Genomic DNA, 23,149 nt, shown 5'->3' with positions numbered 1-23,149 from the left:
GAGGACATGTCTTTCAACACATGCCCTTTCGGGCATGTCCCAAAATTCACAGCCCGTAGCGGCAGTTCTTGACGCAGGTCTGGTTGTGTCGGCCCGCGGCGGCCTCGAGCTCCGCCGGCTTGAAGTCGTCCTTGAGCACCTCCGCGGAGGACTCCCAGTCGCGGCGGACGTAGTAGCGGGCGGCGAGGCCGAGCATGTCGGCGTCGAACTGCGGCTGGACGGCGCGGGCGTTGGCGCGGATCTGGTAGGCCCCGACGCGCTCGCGGCCGGCCGAGGCGACCAGCGTGGTCTGGTTGCCGGTCTCGCTGACGAAGCTGTAGCGCTGGGGGAACACGACCGAGGTGGTCTCGCGGTCGTGCGGGTACATGCGGGTGACGTTGTGGAGGTTGGCGACCACCACGCCGTCGGGCGCCAGGCGGGCCAGGCAGGCGCGGTAGAACTCCGCGGTCTTGAGGTGGTAGGGCACGAACACGCCGCGGAAGGCGTCGAGCATGATCATGTCCCAGCGGACCTCCGGCGCCGCGCCCTCGACGAACAGGCGGGCGTCAGCGACGTGCACCCGGTAGCTCGGGTCGTTCTTCGGCACCTCGAAGAACTCCTGGGCCAGGCGCACCACCTCGGGGTCGATGTCGACCGCGTCGATCTCGAGGTCCGGGAAGCGGGTCTTCAAGTAGTTGCTCATGCCGCCGCCGCCGAGGCCGAGCATCAGCAGCCGGCGCGGGCGCGGCTGCAGCAGGAAGCCGGCCATCATGGTGCGCGTGTAGTCGAGGTCGAGGCTCTGCGGGCGCGAGCGGTCGTGGCGCGACTCGATGAACTGGGTGCCGTCGTCGCCGACGAAGTACATGGTGCGCACCGAGCCGCGCTCGGCCACGCGGATCCGGTTGTAGCGCGAGACGGCCTCGGCCAGCACGGTCTCGGCGGCCTCGGCCGAGCGCGCGAGCGCGGCTGCCCCGAAGGCCAGGCTGCCGCCGCCGAGGAGCAGGAGGCCGCGGCGCGAGAGCAGGGACGAGGCGTCGGTCACGGGCAGACCATAGCCCGGGCCGCGGCCCGGCGGTAGGAGGGTCAGCGGTAGGTGCAGCCGCGCAGGCACGAGCCGTTGTTGCGCTCGGCGGCGGCGGCCAGGCCGTCGGCGGCGAAGTCGTCGCGCAGCACCGCCACGCGCTCCCAGTCGCGGCGGACGTAGTAGCGGGCGCACAGGCCCATCACGTCGACGTCGTCGAAGCGCGGCTGGACCCGGCGGGCGTTGGCGCGGAGGGCGTAGACGCCGAGGCGCGCCGGGGCGGCGCCGGCGACCAGAGTGGTTTGATTGCCGGCCTCGCTGAGGAAGCCGTAGCAGCTCGGGTAGACCGCGGCGATCGTCTCGCGATCGTGGGGATACATGCGGGTCGCGTTGTGCAAGTTGGCGACCGCGACCCCGCCGTCGGCCAGGCGCTTCAGGACCTCGCCGTGGAACTCGGCGGTCTTGAGGTGGAGCGGCACCTGGACCCCGCGGAACGCGTCGAGCACGATCATGTCCCAGCGCTGGTCCGCGGGTGCGCGCTGGAGGAACAGGCGGGCGTCGGCGACGTGGACGCGGTAGCTCGGATCGTCCTTCGGTACCCCGAAGAACGCCTGGGCCAGGCGCACCACCTCGGGGTCGATGTCGACTGCCTCGAGCTGCAGGCCGGGCAGGCGCTCGTGGAAGTAGCCGGGCAGCGCGCCGCCGCCGAGGCCGAGCACGAGGATCCGCCGCGGCTCGGGATGCACGACGAAGCCGGCCAGCATGGTGCGGAAGACGTCGAGGTCGAGGCTGCGCCGGTGCGCCGCGTCGATGCGCGTCTCGATGTACTGCGTGCCGTCGTCGCCGATGAACAGCATGGTCCGCACCGAGCCGCGCTCGACCACGCGCACGTGGTTGTAACGCGAGCGGCCCTCGCCGAGGATCCGCTCCTCGTCGCCTGTCCCGGAGGACATGTGACTGCCGGCCGCCCGGCCCGTCCGTGTCGCGAGCGCGCCGCCGAGGCCGGTGACGACCGCTCCGCCGAGCTGCTGGAGAAAGCCCCGCCGCTGCACCGCGCGACTGTAGCGCACCGCCCGGGCGTCGCGCCGCAAACTTGGCCGGGGCCGAGGACCGTGGCATAGGCCGCGGTCGTGAGACCCGCTGCCCTGATCGGCTTCGCCGCGGCCGCCCTCCTGCTCGGCGCGCTCGTCGTCGGTTACTTCGTCGCCATCCCGGCGCTGTCGGCCTCGCCGCTGATCGACGCCAACCTCGCGCGCGCCCTCTCGGCCCCGCTCGGTCAGCGCCTCGCCGACCTCGTGGTGGTCGCCAGCGTCGTCCTCGCCCTCGCCTCGCCGCGGTGGATCGCCTCCAGGGCCGGCACCACCATCGCCCTCGTCCTCATCGCCGCCGCCCTCGCCCACCGCCTGCTGCTCGTGCCGCACCTCGACCGGCTGTGGGCCCGCGTCGACGTCGTCGCCGCTCGCCCGGTCGACCTCCTCGCCGAGGCCCAGCGCTGGAGCGACCACCAGTTGTGGCTGCTGCTGGCGATGTGCGTGCTCGTCCTCGCGCTGTTCGGCCTGGCCTCGCGCCGCACCGTCTGACACCCTCTGCCTGGCCCCGATCTTGCTACGGCGAGGCGGCCCCGCCGACATGCCCGAAACCCGCCGTGCTCTTCGCCTCTCGCCTGCCCTCCCGGGCCGCCGCGCCTGCATCCCGGCCGTGTTCGCGGTCGTCGCGGCGGTTGTCATCCCGTCACAGGCGCTGGCCTCGCCGGGACTCGATGGCACGCGCAACCTCGGGATGGGCGGGGCGACGCGCGCCTCGTCGACCGGCTCGGGGGCCATGCTGGCGAACCCGGCCAACATGGGGTTCACGCGCCAGTTCCTGATCGACCCGGTCTATCAGGTGCAGCTCGAGAACAACACCCACGGGGTCGGCATCCAGGCGATGGACTCGCTGCTGAACCCGCGGGTGGCCGTGGGCCTCGGCTACGTGGCCACGCTGGGCCTGCCGAAGGTCGGCTTCAAGGACGACCGCGGCGGCGAGCACGAGCTCGAGCTGTTCCACATGGCCCACGAGGTCGGCCTGCCGATCGCCATCAACGCGGCGCCCGGGTGGCTCGCGTTCGGCGTGCGGCCCAAGTTCCTGCAGTCGAGCCTGCGCTTCGTCGACGCCCAGGGCGACCCGCACGACGCCAAGAAGCAGCGCTACGCCTTCGGCCTCGACCTCGCCGTCACGCTGTCGATCAAGCAGTTCGTCAACGTCTCGGTGGTCGGCCAGAACCTGGTCGGGCCGACGCCGCCGGTCACCGCGCTCAAGCTCGACCCGTTCGTGGTCGCGCCCGACAGCCTCGACCGCCACCGGGTCAGCCTGCTGTCCGACTTCCCGCGCACCGTGGCCCACGGCCTGGCCGTCTTCCCCACCCGCCAGCACGGCTTCTCGCTCAACTTCGACGGCATGTACGACTTCACGTCGTTCCGTCACCAGGACAAGTACACGCGGATGGTGTTCTCCGGCGGCGCCGAGTACACCATCAAGAACACGGTGCCGCTGCGCCTCGGCGGCTACTGGGACAGCCGCGGGCGCGGCAAGCAGGACGACCGCGGCTTCATCGCCTGCGGCATCGGCTTCGTCCGCGACGCGCCCAAGCGGGGGATCGGCTTCGACCTCGGGTTCGGGTTCTCGCGCCAAATCACCGGGCCCAACCCCGAGACCCGCCTGGCCGTCAACCTCGGCATCCGCATCAATCCTCAATGATGCCTCGATGATGCGAGGATAAGCCGGCTCGCGGGCGAATATTGCCCGCGCCCGACCCGCCCGCGCGCGCGGACGTGCCCGCGACCGTCATCCGCACAGGAACCTTGCCCCGGCCCCGCGGTCTGGACGACAGTGAGTCGCGTGACCGACCCCGAGCGAGTGTACAGCGCCGAGGAGCTCGCCGCTGCCGCCCCGCCCGACGAGCCCGAGCCGGCGCCGGCTCCCGACGAGACGCTGACGCCGGAGCAGCGGGCCGAGAACGCCCGGCGCGCCGAGCAGGACCGCCGCGATCGCCAGCTGGTCCGCCGCCTCAAGCAAGGCGACGAGGCCGCGTTCCGCGAGCTGGTGCACACCTATCAGAACCGGATCTTCGGCCTCATGCTGCGCATGATCGGCAACCGCCAGGAGGCCGAAGATCTCGCGCAGGAGGTGTTCATCATCGTCTACCGCGCGATCGGCAACTACCGCGGCGAGGGTCGCTTCTACACCTGGCTCTACCGGGTCGCCACCAACACCTGCAAGAACCGGATCAAGTACCTCAAGGGCCGCAACTTCCACCGCAGCCTCGACATCGACGAGACGCCGCAGGCGCAGATGCCGGCCGCCGAGACCGGCGCGGTCATCACCTTCCAGAGCCAGGTGCCGGGCCCCGAAGCCGTGACCGAGGGCATGCGCATGGAGAAGATCGTCCAGCGCGAGCTCGCCGCCCTCGATCCCGACCATCGCCTGCTCATCGTGCTGCGCGACGTGCAAGGCATGTCGTACCAGGACATCATCAAGATCACCGGCCTGCAGGAGGGCACGCTCAAGTCGCGCCTGCACCGGGCGCGCCTGGCGCTGAAGGAGCGCCTGGAGCCCTTCATGCGCTGACGCGCCGAGGATCGTTCGTATGGCCAAGCCCGAGACCGACAACGCCGAGGCGCTGATGAGCGCCTACCTCGACGAGGAGCTCGACGCCGAGGGCAAGAGCAAGCTCGAGGCGATGCTCGCCAGCTCGCCCGAGGCGCAGAAGGAGCTGTCCGGCCTGCAGAGCATGCTGCGGCTGGTCAAGGGCCTGCCCGAGGAGCAGGCCCCGCCCGACTTCTACGAGAAGGTGGCGAAGAAGATCCGCCGCCGCCGCTGGCTGCGCGGCGAGTACCTCATCGCCCTCAGCCTGCCGTTCCAGATCATCAACGTCCTCGTCATCCTCGCCGTCGCCGTCGTCTACATGATGCTCCACCTCGACAACGACGTCGCCGGCCGCAAGCTCGAGCGCGACCCGACGGTGCAGCAGGCCAAGCAGCCCGAGGCGAAGCCCGCCGCGCCTTGACATCTCAGGTGCGCCTGGTCTTCCGGACAGGCCCCCAAGGACATGTCCTTGACTTCACGCCGGCGTCGCCGGACGTGCGCCGGAGCAAGTGCGGCCGGCTCGAGCGCGCTCACTTGTGCGTGAACACGACCACGCCGTCCCAGTCGGGCGGGGCCTGTTCGCCGAGCTCGGCGAGCCGCCCGAGGTGCAGCCGCACCACCGGGTCGTCCGGGTTCTCGGCCTGGAACGCCTGCCACTCCGCGCGCGCTTTTAAAAATTCGCCGGCGCGGAAGGCCGCCAGCGCCGCGCCCCAGCGGTCGAGCGCCGCGTAGCTGGCGACCGCCCCGCCGGGTCCGGCGAGCAGCTCGAAGATCGCCACCGGCCGGCCCTTGCCCTTCACGCGGACCAGGTCGATCTCCCGGAACTGGTAGCTCGCGGGCGCGGCCGCGCGGGTGCTCGCGCCGACCAGGCAGAACACCCCGTACGTCTTCGTCAAGCCCTCGAGGCGCGACGCCAGGTTCACCGCGTCGCCGCACACCGTGTAGTCGAAGCGGTCGGCCGAGCCCATGTTGCCGACCACCATCTCGCCGGTGTTGATGCCGACGCCGATCTGCAGCGCCTCGGTCCCGAACTGGCGCAGGCTCGGCCGCAGGCGGGCGAGCGCGGCGTGCATCGCCAGCGCGGTGGCGAGGCCGCGCTCGGCGTGGTCGGTGCGGGCCACCGGGGCGCCGAACACCGCCATGATCGCGTCGCCGATGTACTTGTCGAGGTAGCCGGCGCGCGTCATCACCTCCTGCGTCATCGGCGTGAGGAACGTGTTCAGCAGCGCGACCAGGTCCTCGGGCGACAGCCGCTCGGCCACGCTGGTGAAGTCGCGGATGTCCGAGAACAGCACCGTCAGCTCGCGCCGCGCCCCGCCGAGGCCGAGCGCGGTCGGGTCGGCGAGCAGCTCGTCGAGCACCTCGGCCCCGAGGTAGCTCGAGAAGGTCCGCCGCAGCCGCGCCCGCTGCAGCGCCTCGCCGGCGTAGGCGGCCGCCAGCGCCGCCGAGCCGGCCACCACCGCGGCGAGCAGCGGCCACACCAGCGCCAGCCACAGGTTGGCGCGGGTGAACGCCAGCCAGGCCGCGGCGACGTCGAGGCCGACCACCGCCAGCACCCCGGCGATGCGCGCGAGCGGCCCGGCGCGCAGGACCGCCGCGAACAGCAAGCTGACCAAAAAGCCAGACGCGAGCGTGACCAGGGCGTCGGTCAGGGCCGAGCTGCGGACCAGCGTGTCGCCGGCGAGGATCGTGTCGACCGCGGTGGCCTGCAGCTCGACCCCGGGGAGGTCGCGGGCGAACGGGGTGCGGACGACGTCGTGGCCGAAGTAGGTCACGCCGAGGAGGACGATCTTGCCGCGCAGGAGCTCGTCGGCGCGGCCGTCGACGACGTCGACCGCCGACACCGTGGTGAAGGTGCCGCCGCCGCCGCGGAAGTTGAGCACGACCGCCTCGTCCGCGCCGAGCGGGACCCGGCGTGCGCCGATCTGCAGGCTCGACTCGCCGCCGAGGAACGCCAGCTCGGCGCGCCCCAGGCCGTCGCGCAGGGCCACCAGCTGGACCGCCAGCGGCGCGTAGGCGGCGTCGCCGACCCGCCAGGCCGCCGGGATCGTCCGCACCGCGCGGTCGCTCTCCTCCTCGACGGTGATCCCGCCGAGCGCCCGGGCCCGGGACACCAGCTCCGGCAGCGACACCAGCCCGGTCTCGGCGATCCGGGTCGGGGGCGAGCGCGCGTCCTGCTGGCCGTAGCGGCCGTGCCGCAGGCTCGCCGGCTCGGGCAGCGGCCGCCCCTCACCTGCCTCTTGGGTCAGGTGAATGGCCAGCGCCACGTTGCCCGCCGCCTCGACCGCGTCGGCCAGCTCGGCGTCGCCCATCAGCTCGCGCGCGACCTCCTGCAGCAGCGCGTCGGCCTGTCCTTTCGTACCTGGTTTGAAGAACATGTTTCTTGCAACATGTTCCTTGATGCGTCGACCGAGCCCCGGCGACAGCACCTCCTCGGGGTCGACGTAGACCTGGTCGATGCCGATCGCCGCCGGCCGGGCCGCCGCGATCGCGCGCACCAGCGCGGCGGTGCCGGCGCGGCGCTCGTACAGCTCGGGCCGGCGCTCGAGCGTGTCGTCGTCGATCGCCACGATCACGACCTCTCCGGTGGTGGCGATCGGCCCGCGCCAGCGGAACCGCTGGTCGAGGCTGGTCCGCTCGAGGGCGTCGACCCAGCCGATCCGCCAGCTCGTGCGCTCCAGGGCGCACAACAGGGCGATCGCCACGCTGATCAGCGCGGCCAGCAGCGCCGGCGAGCGCGACAGGGCCCGCCGGCGGCGCGAGGCCGAGGAGGGGTTCGCCGGGGCGCCGCGCATCACCGCCTTACGCGCACGATCACCCAGCCGTCGCCCACCCCGGCCAGGCGCTGGTTCAGCAGCACGCGGGCGCACGCGGGCGCCGACTTGCCGCCGCCGAGCGCGACCTCCTTCACGACCCCGCCCGCGACCTTGAGCCGCAGCTCGGGCGCCGCGACGCCGGGCAGCGCATCGACGACGCACTGCGCCAGCGCCTGGCGCCGCGACTTGAGGGCCTCGGGCAGGCTGGTCCGCGTCACCTGGGTTTCCGGACCTGTCTCGAAGATCCACGAGTCGGCCAGGTCGGCCGCGGACGACGAGCTCTCCGGCTCCGGCGCGCCGCCCGGCGGGGGCACGCCCTGGCTGGGCGGCGGCGGCTCGCTGCTCTTCTTCGACGTCGACGCCTTCTTCTCGTCGTCGTCGACCGGCTTCTGCGAGGGCGGCGGCGCGATCGGGTCGGACGGACCGGCGACGTCGTCGGTCTTCTTGCCGGGCAGCGGCGTCGTGCCGCGGCCTTGCTTGCCGACGCTCTTGGGGTCGGCCTTGGGCCCGTCGCCGTCGAGCTCGCCGATCCCGCGCTTGGAGTCCGTCAGCGGGGCGTCGGGCTGCTCGGGCGCCCTGTCGGCCTCCTCGGCCTTCGCGGGCTCGGCGGACTTCACGGGGGCCGGCGGGTCGTCCAGCTTGGCGACCGGGGCCGGGGTCTCCCCCGAGGCCCTGCGGGCGTTCCAGCCGGCGATCCGCTCGAGCCGGTCGGCCCCGCCGACGCGGGCGAAGTCCTCGGCGCCGAGGGCCTTCTCGAACAATTCGGCCACGCTCTCGGCCGGCGGCGGGTCGTCGAGGTGGGCCAGGGCGCGGACCGGGGTCGACTGGTCGTCTTCCAGCTTGATCACGTAGCCGTTGGCCAGCACCACCACCGCCAGCGCGCCGGGCGTGGTGATCACGGTGTCGCCGCGGCGCAGCGACAGCTCGGGGCGCCCGGGCGTCTCGACCCCCTGGGCGTCGCGGACGGTCACGGTGCCCTCGACCACGGCCAGGAGCGCCACCTCTGCGGCCGGGTCGACCACCGGCGCCGGGCCCGTCGCCGCGCGGGTGCCCGGCTCGCCGCATGCTGCCAGCAGCAGCGCCACGAGAACCCTCCACATGCCTCGACGAGCCGCGACGCGCATGGTGCCTCCTGCCGGTCGAACGCGGCTATACCACGAAAATCCGGCCCCTTTGCGCGGCCACGGCCCGCGGATGTCCGCGAGGACAGCCGAACCCACCGGGCTCGCGCGCGGCCCCGCCCACTTTCGCCGTGCGAGCGCGCGTGACCACGAATTCAGCGCTTGACATTTCGAGTTCTTCGCGCTGCGGGCCCGGTACGCGGTTACGTACCGTGTCACGTAAAAGCCGCGCTGGATCTGAGCGGACCTGTGATAAAAACCCGCTGTTCCCTCATGCCGCGCGAAGTCATCCTGGTCGACAGTCAGCTCGGGAACCTGGACAGCGTCGAACACGCGCTCATCCAGGTCGGCGCCTCGGTGATCGTCTCCAGCGACCCCGACCGCGTCGCCACCGCGCGCATGGTCGTGTTCCCCGGTCAGGGCTCGTTCGGCCCGACCACCCGGGCGCTGGTCGACGGGGCCATGGGCGCGGCCCTGCGCATGGTCATCGAGCGCGGCGACCCGTTCCTCGGCATCTGCCTCGGCATGCAGCTGCTGTTCGAGACCAGCGAGGAGTCCGGCGGCTTCGACGGCCTCAAGGTCCTGCCGGGCCGCGTGCGCCGGTTCCCGAGCGACATGCGGGCCGGCGACGAGCCCGACGCGGCGCGCCTGAAGATCCCCCACATGGGCTGGAGCGACGTGCAGCCGACCGGCGAGCACTTCTACTTCGCCCACAGCTACTACGTCGAGACCACGGACCCGAGCCTGGTGATGTGGTGGTGCCGCTACGGCAGCGTCGAATTCCCGGCCACCATCGCCCGCGGCAACGTGTTCGGCTGTCAGTTCCACCCCGAGAAGAGCCAGTGGTCGGGGCTTCGGTTCCTCCGCAGCTTCATCCTCGGAGGCCGCGCCTGATGCTGGCGATCCCCGCCATCGACCTGATGGGCGGCAAGGCGGTGCGCCTGCGCGAGGGCGACCCGCGACAGGCCACGGTCTACGCGGACGACCCGCGCGGCGCCCTGCGCGACTTCCTGGCCGCGGGGGCCCGGCGCGTCCACATCGTCGACCTCGACGGCGCCTTCGCCGGCCGCCCGGTCCAGACCGACCTCATCCGCCAGCTCGTCGACATCGCCCACGAGGGCGGCGCCGAGGTCGAGGTCGGCGGCGGCCTGCGCGACCCGGCCGCGGTGATCGCCGTGCTCGATACCGGCGCCGACTACGTCGTCGTCGGCACCCTCGCCGTCCGCGACCCCGACGCGGTGTCGCTGCTGTGCCGGCAACACCCCGGCCGCATCATCGTCGCCATCGACGCCCGCGACGGCCTGGTCGCCCTCGCGGGCTGGCAAGAGCCGACCGCCGTGCCCGCGCTCGCGCTCGCCAAGACCGCGGCGATCTGGGGCGCAGCAGCGCTGCTGCACACCGACATCGCCCGCGACGGCCTGCAGTGCGGGCCGGCCGTCGACGCCACCATCAGCCTGCAACGCGCCGTCCCCAGCGTCCTCGTGATCGCCAGCGGCGGCGTCGGCTCGCTCGCCGATCTCGACGCCCTGCGCGCCGCCGACGTGCGCGCGGTGGTCCTCGGGCGCGCGCTCTACGAAGGTAGCTTTACGTTGGAGGAGGCCCTCGCTCGATGTTGAAGCGCCGTGTGATCCCCTGCCTCGATATCAAGAACGGCCGGGTCGTCAAGGGCGTCCATTTCGCCAACCTGCGCGACACGGGCGACCCCGTCGAGGCCGCGCGCGCCTACGACACGCAAGGCGCCGACGAGCTGTGCCTCCTCGACATCACCGCGACCACCGAGGGGCGTGACACCTTCGTCGACGTCGTCCGCCGCGTGGCCGGGCAGATCTTCACGCCGCTGACCGTCGGCGGCGGGGTCCGCCGCGAGGCCGACGTCCGCCGCCTGCTCGGCGCCGGCGCCGACAAGGTCGCCGTCAACAGCGCCGCCGTCGCCAACCCGCTCCTCATCCGCCAGCTCGCCGACCGCTACGGCAGCCAGTGCATCGTCGTCGCCGTCGACGTGCGCCAGCTGAAGCCGCTGCCCGGCGAGACCGACCCGCTGTACGAGGTCGTGATCCACGGCGGCACCCGCTCGACCGGCCTCGACGCGCTGTCGTGGTGCGAGCAGGCCGCCGCGCTCGGCGCCGGGGAGATCTTGCTGACCTCGATGGACAAGGACGGGACCCGCGACGGCTACGACCTGGCGATCACCCGCGAGGTCAGCCGGCGCGTGCCGATCCCGGTGATCGCCTCCGGCGGCGTCGGCTCGCTCGAGCACCTGCGCCAGGGCCTCGACCCCAAGGAGGGCGCCGCCGACGCCGCCCTCGCCGCGTCGATCTTCCACTTCGGCCTCTACACCATCGCCCAGGCCAAGCACTACCTGGCCGACCACGGCATCCCCGTCCGCCCCCACGAGGCGCCGCGCGGGGTGCTCATCACCGGCTGACCGAACGGACATGCCCGCGAGGGCATGTCCGCGAGGACCTGCTCCTCCGCACCTGTCGTCACGGACATGTCCCTCCCGACAGACCCCGCCGCCCTGTGGTCGGCGCTGACGCCAGGCCCCGACGGCCTGGTCGCCGCCGTGGTCCAGCACGTGGACACCGGCGAGGTGCTGATGCTCGGCCACATGAACGCCGAGGCGCTGGCGCGCACCCTGGCCAGCGGGCGCGTGACGTTCTGGAGCCGCAGCCGGCAGCAGCTGTGGGAGAAGGGCGAGACCTCGGGGCACACCCTCGAGCTGCGCGGCCTGTACGTCGACTGCGACGCCGACGCGCTGCTGGTCCGCGCCGCCCCGCGCGGGCCGACCTGTCACACCGGCGCGCCGAGCTGCTTCTTCCGCCCCGTCGGCGAGCCGCCGGCGCCGCGGCCGAGCGCGGTGTTCGAGCAGCTGTTCGCCGAGATCTGCGAGCGCAAGGCCGGGCGCGGGATGACGAACCGCGACGGCAAGAGCTACGTCCGCGACCTCCTCGCCGCGGGGGTGCCGAAGATCGCCGCCAAGCTCGACGAGGAGGCCGGCGAGCTCGCCGAGGCGCTGGCCGAGGACGACCGCGGCCACATCGCCCGCGAGGCCGCCGACCTGCTGTTCCACGCCCTCGTCGGCCTGGCCCACCGCGACGTCCCGCTGGCCGACGTCGCCGCCGAGCTCGCGCGCCGCATGGGCCGCAGCGGCCTCGACGAGAAGGCGGCCCGCGTACCCGCCCGGGCCGGCGAGCCGGACGATCGCGCGCCGTCGGGCTGACACCGACGGCCAGGCACGTGTCCGCCGGACAGGCCGGACGCCGGCTTCGCGCGCGAAGAGTCTGCTGTGTCGCGAAAAATTCGCAGACACCCGCGCGCGATGAGGCGGGCCTCCCGGCGAGCGCGAGCTCGCCGACGACAACGGTGACCTCGGCGGCGCGCCGACCTTGTCGAGCGCGAGCGGGCTCGCCGACGGCAGCAGCCGGGGAGCCTCCGGCGCGGCGACCCCCCGCGAGCGCAAGTGGGCCCGTCGACCGCAGCCGCGAAGTGACCGCCGCGACGACCTCGCCGAGCGCGACCGGCCTCGCCGGCGGCAGGCAGGCGCTCGCGCGGGGACCTGGGTGAGCGCGACCGGGCTCGCCGGCGACGGCCGCGAGGCTACCGGCGCGAGGACCGGCGAGCGCGACCGGGAGCCGTCGACAGCGGCAGCGAAGGGATCGCCGCGACGGCCTCGGCGAGCGCGAGCGGGCTGGCCGGACGGGGCACCCACGAGCCGCCCGCGCAGCGACCTCGGCGAGCGCGAGCGGGCTCGCCGGGACACTCACGAAGACCCGTGCGATGACCTCGGCGAGCGTGAGCGGTCCACGGCGACGGGCACGCGCGAAGCGACCACGCGGCGACCTCGGCGCTTGCGAGCGGCTCGCCGGCGGGCACCCACGACGCAGGTGTCCGCCGGGCGCGGCGCGAGGAGGGCGCAGCTCGGGCGGCACGCCGTCGACGGCCCCCACGGGTCGGGCCGCGGCACCGGGACGGCGCGGCGGAGAGCGGATATGCTGGGCGCGCCATGGCTCTGAGCGTCCTCGGGTGGTGTCTCTTCGCCTACCTCATCGCTGCGATCCCGATGGGCGTGGTGGTCGGATATTTGCGCGGAGTCGACATCCGGCAGCTCGGCTCCGGCAACATCGGCGCGACCAATGCGTCGCGGGTGCTCGGCGCGAAGTGGGGCCTCGTCGTCTTCTTGCTCGACGTCTTCAAGGCCTACCTGCCCGTCCGCATGGCCATGGACTCCGGCCTGGGCGACCTTCCGGACTCGCCGTCGGCGCTCGCCTGGGTCGGTCTTGCGGCGACCCTCGGCCACATCTTCCCCGTCTATCTCGGGTTCCGCGGCGGCAAGGGTGTCGCCTGCGCGCTCGGGGTGTTCTCTGCCTTGGTGCCGCTCGCCGGACTCATGGCCGCGGTCGTCTACGTGCAGACCCTCGCCCTCACCCGCGTGTCTGCGATCGGCTCGCTCACGGCCGTGAACGCTGCGGCGCTCCACATCTTGATCACCGACGCGCCGCCGGCCTACAAAGGGTTGGTCGTCGCGATCGCCGCCCTGATCTGGGTCCGGCATCGCGGCAACCTCCGCGAGCTGTCCCGCTCGCGCAGAGCCTCGTCCTGACTTATGCCCGCCCCCAAGACCCGCACGCTCTACATCGGAGGCTTGCCCCCCTCGGCCTCCCCCGAAGCGCTGCGCGAGGCCTGGGGCCACTTCGGCGTCATCGACGACGTCCGCCTGATCCCCCGCCGCGAGCTCGTCATCGCCTACGTCACCTTCGCCGACGAGGCCGCCGCCCACGGGGCCCGTCGCGCCCTCGACGGCTCGACCTTCGCCGGCCACCGCCTGCGCGTCGAGTTCGCCATTTGACCTTCGGAGATGTTCTATTCGACATGCTCCTTGGAGCATGTCTGATGGGGCATGGTTCCGAGTACATGCTCATAAGGTCATGCGCGAGGGCGAACGAGCCCGGCCCGATGATGACCCTTCCTCGCCGCGGAAGCCGCGACAGAGGACCCGGCGAGGACAGGACGAGGCGTGACGGCCGCCGCGAACGCTGCCGCTCCGGCCAGTCCGAGCTCGCGCGAGGCCGACCCTGGCCTCGCCGCGAGCGTCAGTCCGCGGGACCCAACACCGCTCCGAGCTCGCCGCATGGGCGCCAGGCCGAGGGCCCGCGGATCGGACTGCTGAGACCGACCGTGACCTCGCCGCGAGCGTCAAGCCGCCCGGGACCACAGCGCCGCGTCGAGCTCGCCGCACAGGCGGACAGCCGCGACCGCCGGCGCCAGGCCGAGGGCCCGCGGATCGGACTGCTGAGACCGACCGTGACCTCGCCGCGAGCGTCAAGCCGCCCGGGACCACAACGCCGCGTCGAGCTCGCCGCACAGGCGGACAGCCGCGACCGCCGGCGGCAGGCCGAGGGTGTGCAGCGCGGGCTCCTCGAACCCGGCCAGCGACGCGAGCAGCTCGGCGATCGCCGCGCGACGGGCGGTCGCCACCGCTTCGCGGCCGGCGGCGTCGAGCTGTCCCATGAGCCAGGCGTCGATCGCCCACGCCAGCTCGGCGTGGCGCGCCTCGTCGGCGGCGATCTCGGCGTACATCGCTCGCAGCTCGGGCTCGGCGGCGAAGCGAGCCTGATGCGCGGCCGCCAGGGCGGCCCAGGTCTCGCGCACGCAGCCCTCGACCGCGTTCTCGACCGCGATCGCCTGCAGCTCGCGCACCGCCAGCGCCACGTGGGTCGGCGGCGTGACCTCGGCCCCGCGGACCCGAGCCGCGTTCGCCACGACCTCGGCGTGCCGCACCTCGTCGGCCGCGGCGGCGTCGATGCGCGCCAACAGCTCGGCCGGCGCGCCCCAGGCCGCCAGCTCGCGCGCCAGCTCGTGGAACGCGTGGACCGAGGCCGCCTCGTCGTGAGCCGCGCGCGCCAGCCAGGCCCCGGCCGGGTCGGCCTCCGCCCGCTCGCCCCACGAGGTCACGCAAGCGTGGCGCCGCCCCCCGCAAGTGGCCGGATACGCGCACTCGACGATCACCTTGTTCGCCGCCTTGGTGACCTCGCAGGCCTGCGGCTTTTCGTACTCGTCGACCATGTACTGGCACACCAGCTCGCAGGTCTCTGCTTCGGACAGCAGCTCGCCCCCGGTCGTGCTCTCGTCTCCATCCGTCGTGTCGGTGCTCGCGTCCCCATCCGTCGTGTCGGTGCTCGCGTCCGTCGTGCTCGCGTCCCCATCCGTCGTGCCGGTGCTCGCGTCCGTCGTGCTCTCGCCGGCCGACGTGGTCGGATGGGACCCGTCGTCCGGATAGAAGGGATTGTTCCGCTGAAACTCGGCGTACTCCTCGGGGGTCAGCTCGACCTTCGGAGCATACTGGGCGCCTTGGCAGGTGCCCATGCTGTCGCCACAACCGGACAGCAGGCTCGAAAACAGCGCGGCAAGAGACAGGGATAAGCGATTAAAGGAGTTCATGGGTAAGCCTATTTTCCTTTCAACACACTGCAGATGAATTGACCGGCTCGGCTCCTCCAAGGTTTCTCTCTCGCGGTCGAACGCTCTCTCGATGTTGCGCTCCGCGTGCTTGCTCCCTCTGCAAAGGCCCGGGACGCCCCCGCTCCACCGGCTGCCCGGATGCAACTCTCACCCGCTCCAACAGTGCAGGCATGACATGGCCGTCACACCGGGCCGCGCCTCAGGACGCACGATGTGGCCGAGCATCGCAGCCCGGTCACCACGCCCCACGCATCAACCGCCGCGGGCGATGCCGAGGAGCTTCATCTTTTTATGAAGGTGCGTGCGCTCGACGTCGAGCGTCTCGGCGGTCTTCGACACGTTCCAGTTCTGCTCGCTCAGGCGCTGGAGGATGAACGCGCGCTCGACCGAATCACGAAATGCCTTGAGGGACATGCCCGGAGGGACAGCTCCCTCGCCGAACTGGACCACCGCATCGCCGCCGACCGGCGCCGCCGCCTCTTCTTCCAGGTCGCCGCGGATCTCCAGCGGCACGTCGCCGATCTCGATGTCCCCGTCGGACAGGATGGCGATCCGCTCCATCACGTTGCGCAGCTCGCGGACATTGCCCGGCCACGGGTACGCCTCGAGCACGGCCTGGGCCGCCGGCGACATCCGCTTGGGCGCGATGCCGTTCTCGTGGCAGGCGAGGTCGAGGTAGTAGCGGCACAGCAGCGCGACGTCGCCGGGGCGCTCGCGCAGCGGCGGCACCGAGATCGGCACCACCGCGAGGCGGAAGTACAGGTCCTCGCGGAACTCGCCGGTGCCGACGAGCTCGCGCAGGTTGCGGTGGGTCGCCGCGAGCACACGCACGTCGACCTTGATCGGCCGCTCGCCACCGACGCGCATCAGCTCGCCGCTCTGCAGCACGCGCAACACCTTCGCCTGCGCGTTCAGGTCCATGTCGCCGATCTCGTCGAGGAACAGGGTCCCGCCGTGGGCCAGCTCGAACAGGCCGCGCTTCTGCGCGGTCGCGCCGGTGAACGACCCGCGCTCGTGGCCGAACAGCTCGCTCTCGATCAGCTCGCGCGGGATCGCGGCGCAGTTGACCTTCACGAACGCCCCCGCCCGCCGCTCGCTGGCGTCGTGGATCGCCCGCGCCACCAGCTCCTTGCCGGTCCCGCTCTCGCCCTCGATCAGCACCCGCGCCCGCGTGCCGCCGACCTTGATCACCTGCCGCAGCAGCTCCTGCATCGGCCGCGACTCGCCGATGATCTCCCGCCGCGCCCGCGCCCGCAGGCTGCGCAGCTCGGCCTCGGTCTGGTAGTGACGCAGGGCGTTGCGCACGCTGACGATCACGCGGTCGCGCGCGAGCGGCTTCTCGAAGAAGTCGAACGCGCCGAGCCTCGTCGCCCGCACGGCGTCGGTGACGGTCGCGTGACCGCTGATCAGGATGACGGGCAGCGGCGGGGCGCCGCCGCCGATCTCGCACAACTTCTCGAGCAGCTGGAGGCCCGACATGTTGGGCAGGCAGACGTCGACCATCACGACCTGGATCGGCCGCTGCCCCTCGGGGCCCTCGACGAGGGCGCGCTGGATCATCTCCAGGCCCTCCTCCGCGCTGTCGGCGTCGAGCACCGTGGCGCCCTCGCCCTCGAGCACCATGCGGAGCGTGCGACGGATGTTGCGCTCGTCGTCGATGACGAGGATCGTGCCGCCCAGGCCCGTGGTCTCGCTCATGCCGGCACGATCCTAGCACCGCCGGCGGCGGCCTCGCCCCGGCCACGAAGGCGCCCGCGACGGCCCCCTGCGATCGCCACACGTCGAAGTGCGCGGCGCCCGCAGCGAGCCCTTCTCCGTCTGTTTTGCTGCACCCGGCTCGCCTCACTCACCGCGCGTCCGTGCCCCGCTCGTTCGCGCCGCACGATCGGCCGCTCGCCGCGCTCACTGGCGCATCAACGCGCGCACCGCCTCGCCCGCGCCCTCGAGCGCGACCCGCTCCTGCGTGCCGCTCGCCAGGTGCTTGAGCGTGACCTGCCCGGCCTTGAGCTCCTCGCCGCCGACGATCGCCGCCACCGGCGCCTTCACGCCCGGCGCGTCGGCGTACTGCAGCTGCTTGCCGAGCTTGGCGTCCTCCGGGAAGACCTCGACCTTGATGCCCTGACGCCGCAGCGTATGCGCGACGCGCAGCACCTCGGCCCGCGGAGTGCCCTCCATCCAGCACAGCAGGGCATCTGGCCCGATGGACAGGTTGGGGAACATGCCGCGCTCCTCCATGACCACGAGGATCCGCTCGAGCCCGAGCGAGAAGCCGACCGCGGGCACCTGCTTCTTGCCGAACATGCCGACGAGGTTATCGTAGCGCCCGCCGCCGCCGAGGCTGCCGGCGAGGTCGGGCACTGCGATCTCGAAGATCGAGCCGGTGTAGTAGCCGAGCCCGCGCGCGAGGTCGAGGCTGACCTGGACGTGCGGCCCGGCCGGCGTCGCCGCCAGCAGGTCGAACAGCTCGTCGAGGTCGTCCAGCGCCTTGAGCCCGCGCTCGTCGGTGATCTGCTTGCGCACCCGCTTGATCGGCGTCTTCGGCCCCTCCGCGACCTTGTTGAGGTCGAAGCCGAACAGCTGCTCGCCGTCGGCGGTGAGCACCAGCATCATCAACTTGTTGGCGGTCTCGGTGCTGATCCCGCGCGCCGCCAGCTCCTCGAGCACGCCGCCGTGACCGAGCTTGTCGAGCTTGTCGATCGCCACCAGCGCGGCCGCCTCGTGGGCGAGGTCGATGCCGGCGTGGTGAATCATCGCCCGCAGCAGCTGGCGGTGGTTGACGCGGATCTTGAAGTCGGTGAAGCCGAGCGCGTGCAGGACCTCCGCGACCGCGCCGCACACCTCGGCCTCCGCGACCAGGCTGGCGGTGCCGGTGACGTCGACGTCGCACTGGTAGAACTCGCGGAACCGGCCCTTGCCCGGCCGATCGGCGCGCCACACCGGCTGGATCTGGTAGCGCTTAAAATATTTGGGCAGGTCGTACTGCGCGGCGACGCGGGCCAGCGGGACGGTGAGGTCGTAGCGCAGGCCCTGGTCGGCCAGCTGACTCTCGTACAGGCGCACGTCGGCCCGCGCCTCGCGGTTCGGATCGTCGCTCCCCGACCCCTTCGCGTCCTCCGGCAAGCCGGCGACCAGCTTGGCCCCCGCCTCGAGCCCGCGATGGAGCGCGTCGCGCCGGTGGAGCAGGCGGTACAGCAGCTGGTCCCCTTCCTCGCCGTACTTGCCCAGCAAGGTGCTGAGGTTCTCGATCGCGGGGGTTTCGAGCGGGACGAACCCGTAGCTGCCGTAGATCCGGCGGACCACGTCGATGACGTGCTGCCGCCGCGCGATGTCGGCGGGCAGGAAGTCACGCATGCCGCTCGGCGGCTTGGTAGAGATCTTGGGGGCGTTCATGGCGGTCCGAAGAGGCGTGTCGGGGCGCAGCGGTCGGCTCGCCCGGGTCATTGCCATGCCAGGACTGTGCCGCGGGCGCAAGGCCGTCGCGCGCAGCGCGGCTTTATGCCAAAAAGAGGGCCGTGGCGCCCGAATCGAACCCGCCGCGCGAGCCGCCCGGAGTTTTTTACCCGGTCAGCGACGATGCGGGCCAGAGCGGTCTCCAGTCGTTCGTGATCCACCTCCTGCTCGATCTCCTGGAGGATTACTTCGCTACCGACGAGCGCGAGGTGTTCGTCGGCGCCAACCAGTTCTTCTATTACAAACAGGGCGACCCGCGTTCGGTGGTCGCGCCGGACGTCTACGTGCTCGACGGCGTCTCGCTTCACCTGACCCAGGTCAAGAACTGGAAGACCTGGGAGCACGACGGCAAGGCGCCGACGCTGGCGCTCGAGATCGTGTCCGACGAGTATCAAAAGGACTACAGCGACCGCCTCCTCGAGCGCTACCAGGACCTCGGGGTGGCCGAACTGGTCCGCTACGATCCGGTCCACCTGTCGCGCCGCAAACGTGAAATGTTCGCGCACTTCGTCCGCGACGAGTGCGGGCAACTCGTCCGCCGGCCGACCATCGGCGATCGCATCCAGCTCGTCTCCTACGACCTGTGGCTGGTGCGCGGCGCCCACGACGAACTTCGCCTCGGCGTCAGGCCCAAGGGCGAGTCGCTGTGGCCGACCGCGCAGGAACGCATCGCCCAGGCCAGCCAGCGCGCCGCCGCGGACGCCGAACGCGTGGCCGCCGAAGCCGCCCGCGCCGCCGCCGAAGCCGCCCGCGCTGCCGCCGAGCGCGCTGCCGCCGAAGCCGCTCGCGCCGCCACTGAAGCCGAGCGCGCTGCCGCCGAAGCCGCTCGCGCCGCCACCGAGGCCGAGCGTGCAGATGCAGCGCAGGCCGAGCTCGAGCGCCTGCGCGCCGAGCTCGCAGCTCTGCGCCGCTGACGCCCTTTCAGTCCCAGTCCCGCCGTCCGCAGACCCCGGGTAACTGTCGCTATTCCGGGGGGACTTCCATGCCGCGAGGTGTAAACGCACCTGACAAGCAGACGAGATCCGCGCCGAGACGCTAGCCCGCGGTCCCCGGCATCCGCACTCAGCGCTCACGGTCCTGCTCCGCACATGACTTTCAGCCATGTCGACGCATCCGCGCCGAGCAGCGGGCGGCTCGACCTGACCTATCAGCCAGGTCAAGGCGACCGCACTCGGCCGGCGCTCAGGGCGCCACGCCTGACCTTTCAGCCAGGCCGAGGCCATCCGCGCCGATGCTCGCGCGGCTCGACCTGACCTTTCAGCCAGGTCGCTCCGCGCACCGGCTCACGCCTTCGTCAGGGTGATGGCGACGTGCTCGTCGTCGATCGTGTCCTCGAGCACACGTTCCCCGGCGAGCTCGGTCCCCGGCGCCACCACCTGCAGGGCGTCGGCGCGGGTCTCGCTGCGGATCTCCGCGGCGTGAGCGGCGTCGGCGAGGGCGGCGGCCAGCTCGCCGCCGCAGCGGAAGGTGACGACGATCCGCTCGTTCATGTCGAGCTCGTGGTCGCGGCGGAGGTCCTGCACGCGCTTGGTCAGCTCGCGCGCCAGGCCCTTGCGGCGCAGCGCCGGGGTCTGCGTGGTGTCGAGGACGACCGTCACGCCGGCCTCGTGCGCGACCACCAGGCCCGGGCGCGGGGTGCGGGTGAGCAGGACGTCGTCCACGCCCAGGGTCTCGCCCTCGACCTCGACGCGGCCCTCGGCGAGGAAGCGGCGCAGCGCCGCCTGGTCGAGCCCCTGGACGGCGGCCGCGACCGCCTTCATCTTGCCGCCGAGGCGCTTGCCCAGCGTCTTGAAGTTGGCCTTGGCGCTGAGCTCGACCAGCGCGCTGTCGTCGGCCGAGGCCGCGATCTCCTCGACGTTGAGCTCGCCCTTGAGCTCCTCCTGCACCGCAGGGTCGGCGTAGCGCGCCAGCTCCTCCGGGCGCTCGTGGACGATCGTCAAGCGGGCCAGCGGTCGGCGCACGTTGATACGCTCGCGCTCGCGCAGGCCGAGCCCGAGGCCCACGATCTGGCGCTGAGCCGCGACCTCGCGCTCGAGCGCCTCGTCGCGGGCCCACACGTCGGCCTCCGGGAAGCGGGTGAAGTGCACGCTCTCCTCGCCCGGCGCGGCCAGGCCCGCGTCGACCACCAGCCGCTGGTACAGGTGCTCGGTGAAGAACGGCATCACCGGCGCCATCGCCCGCGCGATCGTCACCAGCGCGCGGTACAGCGTCGCGTAGGCCCGCTGCTTGTCGACGTCGGCCGGGTTGTTGGCGCGCCAGTAGCGGCGCCGGCCGCGGCGGATGTACCAGTTGTTGAGGTCGTCGCAGATCTCGAGGAAGTGCGGGACCAGGTTCGACAGCTCGTAGGCCTCGTACTCGCGGGTGAGGTTGGCGAGGAAGCCGCCGACGCGCGAGGTGACCCAGCGGTCGAGCGGGTGCTCGAGCGCCTGCGGCCCCAGGTCGGCGGCCGTCGGCGTCCAGCCGTCGGCCAGCGCGTAGGTGGTGAGGAAGTAGTACGCGCTCCACAGCGGCAGAATGGCCAGGCGGACCGTGTCCTTGACGCACTCGCCGGTGATGTCGTTGGCGTCCTTGCCGAACTTCATCGGCTCGCCGTGGACCACCGCGCTGTTGATGAGGTAGATGCGCAGGGCGTCGGCGCCGAAGCTGTCGATGACCTTCCCCGGGTCGGGGTAGTTCTTGAGCCGCTTCGCCATCTTCTTGCCGTCGGCGGCGAGGATCAGCCCGTTGACGATGACGTTCTTGAACGCCGGCCGGCCGAACAGCGCGGTCGACAGCACGTGCAGGGTGTAGAACCACCCGCGCGTCTGGTCGAGGCCCTCGGCGATGAAGTCGGCCGGCAGGTTGTCCTCGACGTAGGCCTTCTTGTCGGCGTCGAAGGGGTAGTGGTTCTGCGAGTAGGGCATGCTGCCCGACTCGAACCAGCAGTCGAAGACCTCGGAGATCCGGCGATAGGTGCCGCCGCCCGCGGCGGGCCAGGTGATGCCGTCGACGTTCTCGCGGTGGAGGTCGGTGATGCTGCCGGGGGCGAGGCCGGCGAGCCGCTCGAGCTCGGCGACGCTGTGGATGCAGACCATGTCCGAAGGGTCATGGTCGTTGCGCCATACGGGCAGCGGCGAGCCCCAGTAGCGGTTGCGGCTGAGGTTCCAGTCGCGGGCGTTCTCGAGCCAGTTGCCGAACCGGCCGCTGCCGACGTGCTCCGGGACCCACCGGATCTTCTTGTTGTTGGCGACCAGCTCGTCGCGCATGCCCTCGACGCGCATGAACCACGTCGACAGCGCCATGTAGATCAGCGGCTGCTCGGTCCGGTAGCAGTGCGGGTACGGGTGGACGATCGTGTCCTGGTCGACGACCTTGTGCTCGCGCTTGAGGCGGTCGACGATCGGCTTGTCGGCGTCCTTGACGAACATGCCGGAGAACTCGCCGACGCGGTCGTCGAAGATGCCCGAGAGGTTGACCGGGCAGACCACCGGCAAGCCGTTGGCCTGGCCGACCTGGTAGTCGTCCTCGCCGAACGCCGGGGCCTGGTGGACGATGCCGGTGCCGCTGTCGGTCGACACGTAGGTCGCGCCGAGCACCTTGAAGCACCAGCGGCTGCCATCGGCGCGCTGACGCAAGTCGGCGAAGAACGGCAGCAGCGGCTCGTAGGGCCGGCCGACCAGGTCCTGGCCCTTGAGGCGAGCGAGCTCTTCCGTGGCGCCGACGCGCCCGCGCGCCTGATAATCGGCGAGGCGGCCAGGCTCGAGGTACGCGACCTCGCCGGTGTCGACCACGCGCACCTTGACGTAGTCGATGTCGGGGTGCACCGCGAGCGCCAGGTTGCTCGGCAAGGTCCAGGGGGTCGTGGTCCACGCCCACAAGTTCGCGTCCTCGTCTTCGAGGCGGAAGCGGACGGTGAGGCTCGGGTCCTGGCGGCGCTTGTGGCCCTCCTTGCGGGTCACCGGGTCCTTCTCTTGCGGGCCCTGGGCGACCTCGAAGTTGGACAGCGGCGTCCCCAGCGCCGGCGAGACCGGCTGGACGCGATAACCCTCGTAGATGAGGCCTTTGTCCCACAGCTGGCCGAAGCACCACCAGACGGACTCCATGAACGTGAAGTCCATGGTCTTGTAGTCGTCGCGGAAGTCGACCCACCGGCCCATGCGACCGACGACCTTCTCCCATTCGGCGGTGAAGCGGAGGACGCCTGCGCGGCAGGCGGCGTTGAACTGCGGAACGCCGTAGCGCTCGATCTCCGCCTTGCCGTGGAGGCCGAGCTCACCCTCGACGAGGCTCTCGATCGGCAGGCCGTGACAGTCCCAGCCGAACCGGCGCTCGACGCTCCGGCCGCGCATGAACCAGAACCTCGGCACGATGTCCTTGATCGTGCCGGCCAGGAGATGGCCGTAGTGAGGAAGCCCGGTGGCGAACGGCGGGCCGTCGTAGAACACGAACGCGGGTCGCCCCGAGCCGTCCGCGCGCGTGGTGGTGCGCAAACTCTTGCCCTCGATGTCCCCGTCGCGCCAAAGTTGGAGGATCTCCTGCTCGAGGCGCGGGAGGTCGAGCTGCGAATTGGGCCTCAAGAACGGGGATGCGGGCTTCGGGGCGGTCATACGGCCTGAAATGCCTGCATGGCTCGCCGGCGGCCACAGGTCAAGCCCCGCCGCGCACACGGCGAGGTCGCCCGTCGCGCCGTGAAACCCGAC

19 protein-coding genes are annotated in these 23,149 nt (G+C 71.9%); 11 read left to right on the top strand and 8 right to left on the bottom strand.

What is annotated here, in order from left to right; all coding sequences use genetic code 11:
- Window positions 1-46: 46 nt before the first annotated feature.
- Both O0S08_RS00840 and O0S08_RS00835 read right to left on the bottom strand, forming a co-directional pair.
- Window positions 47-1,021, bottom strand: a complete 975-nt coding sequence (locus tag O0S08_RS00840; protein ID WP_269037018.1) for a fused MFS/spermidine synthase — start codon at window positions 1,019-1,021, stop codon at window positions 47-49.
- A gap of 41 nt (window positions 1,022-1,062) precedes the next feature.
- Window positions 1,063-2,052, bottom strand: a complete 990-nt coding sequence (locus O0S08_RS00835) for a spermidine synthase (protein ID WP_269037017.1) — start codon at window positions 2,050-2,052, stop codon at window positions 1,063-1,065.
- Between the two features lie 78 nt (window positions 2,053-2,130).
- Here O0S08_RS00835 and O0S08_RS00830 point away from each other — a divergent pair, with 78 nt between their 5' ends.
- From O0S08_RS00830 to O0S08_RS00815, 4 genes are all read left to right on the top strand, one after another.
- Window positions 2,131-2,580, top strand: coding sequence for a hypothetical protein (locus O0S08_RS00830; RefSeq protein WP_269037016.1), 450 nt, complete (start codon window positions 2,131-2,133; stop codon window positions 2,578-2,580).
- Between the two features lie 118 nt (window positions 2,581-2,698).
- Window positions 2,699-3,736 (top strand): hypothetical protein, encoded by a 1,038-nt coding sequence (locus O0S08_RS00825; protein WP_269037015.1) that lies wholly within the window; start codon window positions 2,699-2,701, stop codon window positions 3,734-3,736.
- A gap of 141 nt (window positions 3,737-3,877) precedes the next feature.
- Window positions 3,878-4,606, top strand: coding sequence for a sigma-70 family RNA polymerase sigma factor (locus tag O0S08_RS00820; RefSeq protein ID WP_100792782.1), 729 nt, complete (start codon window positions 3,878-3,880; stop codon window positions 4,604-4,606).
- Between the two features lie 19 nt (window positions 4,607-4,625).
- Window positions 4,626-5,045 carry an anti-sigma factor family protein gene (locus O0S08_RS00815; RefSeq protein ID WP_269037013.1) on the top strand — a complete coding sequence of 140 codons (420 nt, stop codon included), beginning with the start codon at window positions 4,626-4,628 and terminating at the stop codon, window positions 5,043-5,045.
- A gap of 109 nt (window positions 5,046-5,154) precedes the next feature.
- Here O0S08_RS00815 and O0S08_RS00810 read toward each other — a convergent pair whose 3' ends face one another.
- Both O0S08_RS00810 and O0S08_RS00805 read right to left on the bottom strand, forming a co-directional pair.
- Complete coding sequence (locus O0S08_RS00810; RefSeq protein WP_269037012.1) at window positions 5,155-7,419, bottom strand: adenylate/guanylate cyclase domain-containing protein; 2,265 nt, start codon at window positions 7,417-7,419, stop codon at window positions 5,155-5,157.
- Window positions 7,419-8,540, bottom strand: coding sequence for a FecR family protein (locus O0S08_RS00805; protein WP_269037010.1), 1,122 nt, complete (start codon window positions 8,538-8,540; stop codon window positions 7,419-7,421). The genes O0S08_RS00810 and O0S08_RS00805 overlap by 1 nt, the downstream gene beginning before the upstream one ends.
- A 294-nt stretch (window positions 8,541-8,834) precedes the next feature.
- Between O0S08_RS00805 and hisH the strand changes: the two genes are divergently transcribed.
- From hisH to O0S08_RS00775, 6 genes are all read left to right on the top strand, one after another.
- The gene (hisH, locus tag O0S08_RS00800) at window positions 8,835-9,455 is read left to right on the top strand and encodes an imidazole glycerol phosphate synthase subunit HisH (RefSeq protein WP_269037009.1); all 621 of its coding nucleotides are present in this window, start codon (window positions 8,835-8,837) and stop codon (window positions 9,453-9,455) included.
- Window positions 9,455-10,177: a 1-(5-phosphoribosyl)-5-[(5-phosphoribosylamino)methylideneamino]imidazole-4-carboxamide isomerase gene (locus tag O0S08_RS00795; RefSeq protein ID WP_269037008.1), complete on the top strand. Its 723-nt coding sequence runs from the start codon at window positions 9,455-9,457 to the stop codon at window positions 10,175-10,177. Before hisH ends, O0S08_RS00795 begins: the two co-directional genes overlap by 1 nt.
- Window positions 10,171-10,986, top strand: coding sequence for an imidazole glycerol phosphate synthase subunit HisF (gene hisF, locus O0S08_RS00790; protein ID WP_269037006.1), 816 nt, complete (start codon window positions 10,171-10,173; stop codon window positions 10,984-10,986). Before O0S08_RS00795 ends, hisF begins: the two co-directional genes overlap by 7 nt.
- Window positions 10,987-11,052: 66 nt before the next feature.
- A complete protein-coding gene (gene hisIE / locus O0S08_RS00785; RefSeq protein WP_269037005.1) occupies window positions 11,053-11,781 on the top strand; it encodes a bifunctional phosphoribosyl-AMP cyclohydrolase/phosphoribosyl-ATP diphosphatase HisIE in 729 nt (242 codons plus the stop codon).
- Window positions 11,782-12,564: 783 nt separating this feature from the next.
- A complete protein-coding gene (locus O0S08_RS00780; RefSeq protein WP_269037004.1) occupies window positions 12,565-13,161 on the top strand; it encodes a glycerol-3-phosphate acyltransferase in 597 nt (198 codons plus the stop codon).
- 3 nt (window positions 13,162-13,164) lie between these two features.
- Window positions 13,165-13,407 (top strand): RNA recognition motif domain-containing protein, encoded by a 243-nt coding sequence (locus O0S08_RS00775; RefSeq protein ID WP_269037003.1) that lies wholly within the window; start codon window positions 13,165-13,167, stop codon window positions 13,405-13,407.
- A 473-nt stretch (window positions 13,408-13,880) separates the two neighbouring features.
- Here O0S08_RS00775 and O0S08_RS00770 read toward each other — a convergent pair whose 3' ends face one another.
- The 3 genes from O0S08_RS00770 to hisS form a co-directional block, all read right to left on the bottom strand.
- Entirely contained in the window at window positions 13,881-14,924 is a 1,044-nt protein-coding gene (locus tag O0S08_RS00770; protein WP_269037002.1) for a ferritin-like domain-containing protein, read from the bottom strand.
- A 348-nt stretch (window positions 14,925-15,272) separates the two neighbouring features.
- On the bottom strand, window positions 15,273-16,718 hold the full coding sequence (locus O0S08_RS00765; protein WP_269037001.1) for a sigma-54-dependent transcriptional regulator: 1,446 nt from the start codon (window positions 16,716-16,718) through the stop codon (window positions 15,273-15,275).
- 204 nt (window positions 16,719-16,922) lie between these two features.
- On the bottom strand, window positions 16,923-18,410 hold the full coding sequence (hisS, locus tag O0S08_RS00760) for a histidine--tRNA ligase (protein ID WP_269037000.1): 1,488 nt from the start codon (window positions 18,408-18,410) through the stop codon (window positions 16,923-16,925).
- A gap of 122 nt (window positions 18,411-18,532) precedes the next feature.
- On the opposite strand from hisS, the gene O0S08_RS00755 reads away from it, so the two are divergent.
- On the top strand, window positions 18,533-19,384 hold the full coding sequence (locus O0S08_RS00755; protein WP_269036999.1) for a Uma2 family endonuclease: 852 nt from the start codon (window positions 18,533-18,535) through the stop codon (window positions 19,382-19,384).
- Window positions 19,385-19,753: 369 nt separating this feature from the next.
- Here O0S08_RS00755 and ileS read toward each other — a convergent pair whose 3' ends face one another.
- Window positions 19,754-23,056 carry an isoleucine--tRNA ligase gene (gene ileS / locus O0S08_RS00750; protein WP_269036998.1) on the bottom strand — a complete coding sequence of 1,101 codons (3,303 nt, stop codon included), beginning with the start codon at window positions 23,054-23,056 and terminating at the stop codon, window positions 19,754-19,756.
- Between the last annotated feature and the right edge of the window lie 93 nt (window positions 23,057-23,149).

It is taken from the genome of Nannocystis punicea (genome assembly GCF_026965555.1).
Lineage (GTDB): Bacteria > Myxococcota_A > Polyangia > Nannocystales > Nannocystaceae > Nannocystis > Nannocystis punicea.
This window is presented reverse-complemented; position numbering and strand designations above follow the sequence as displayed.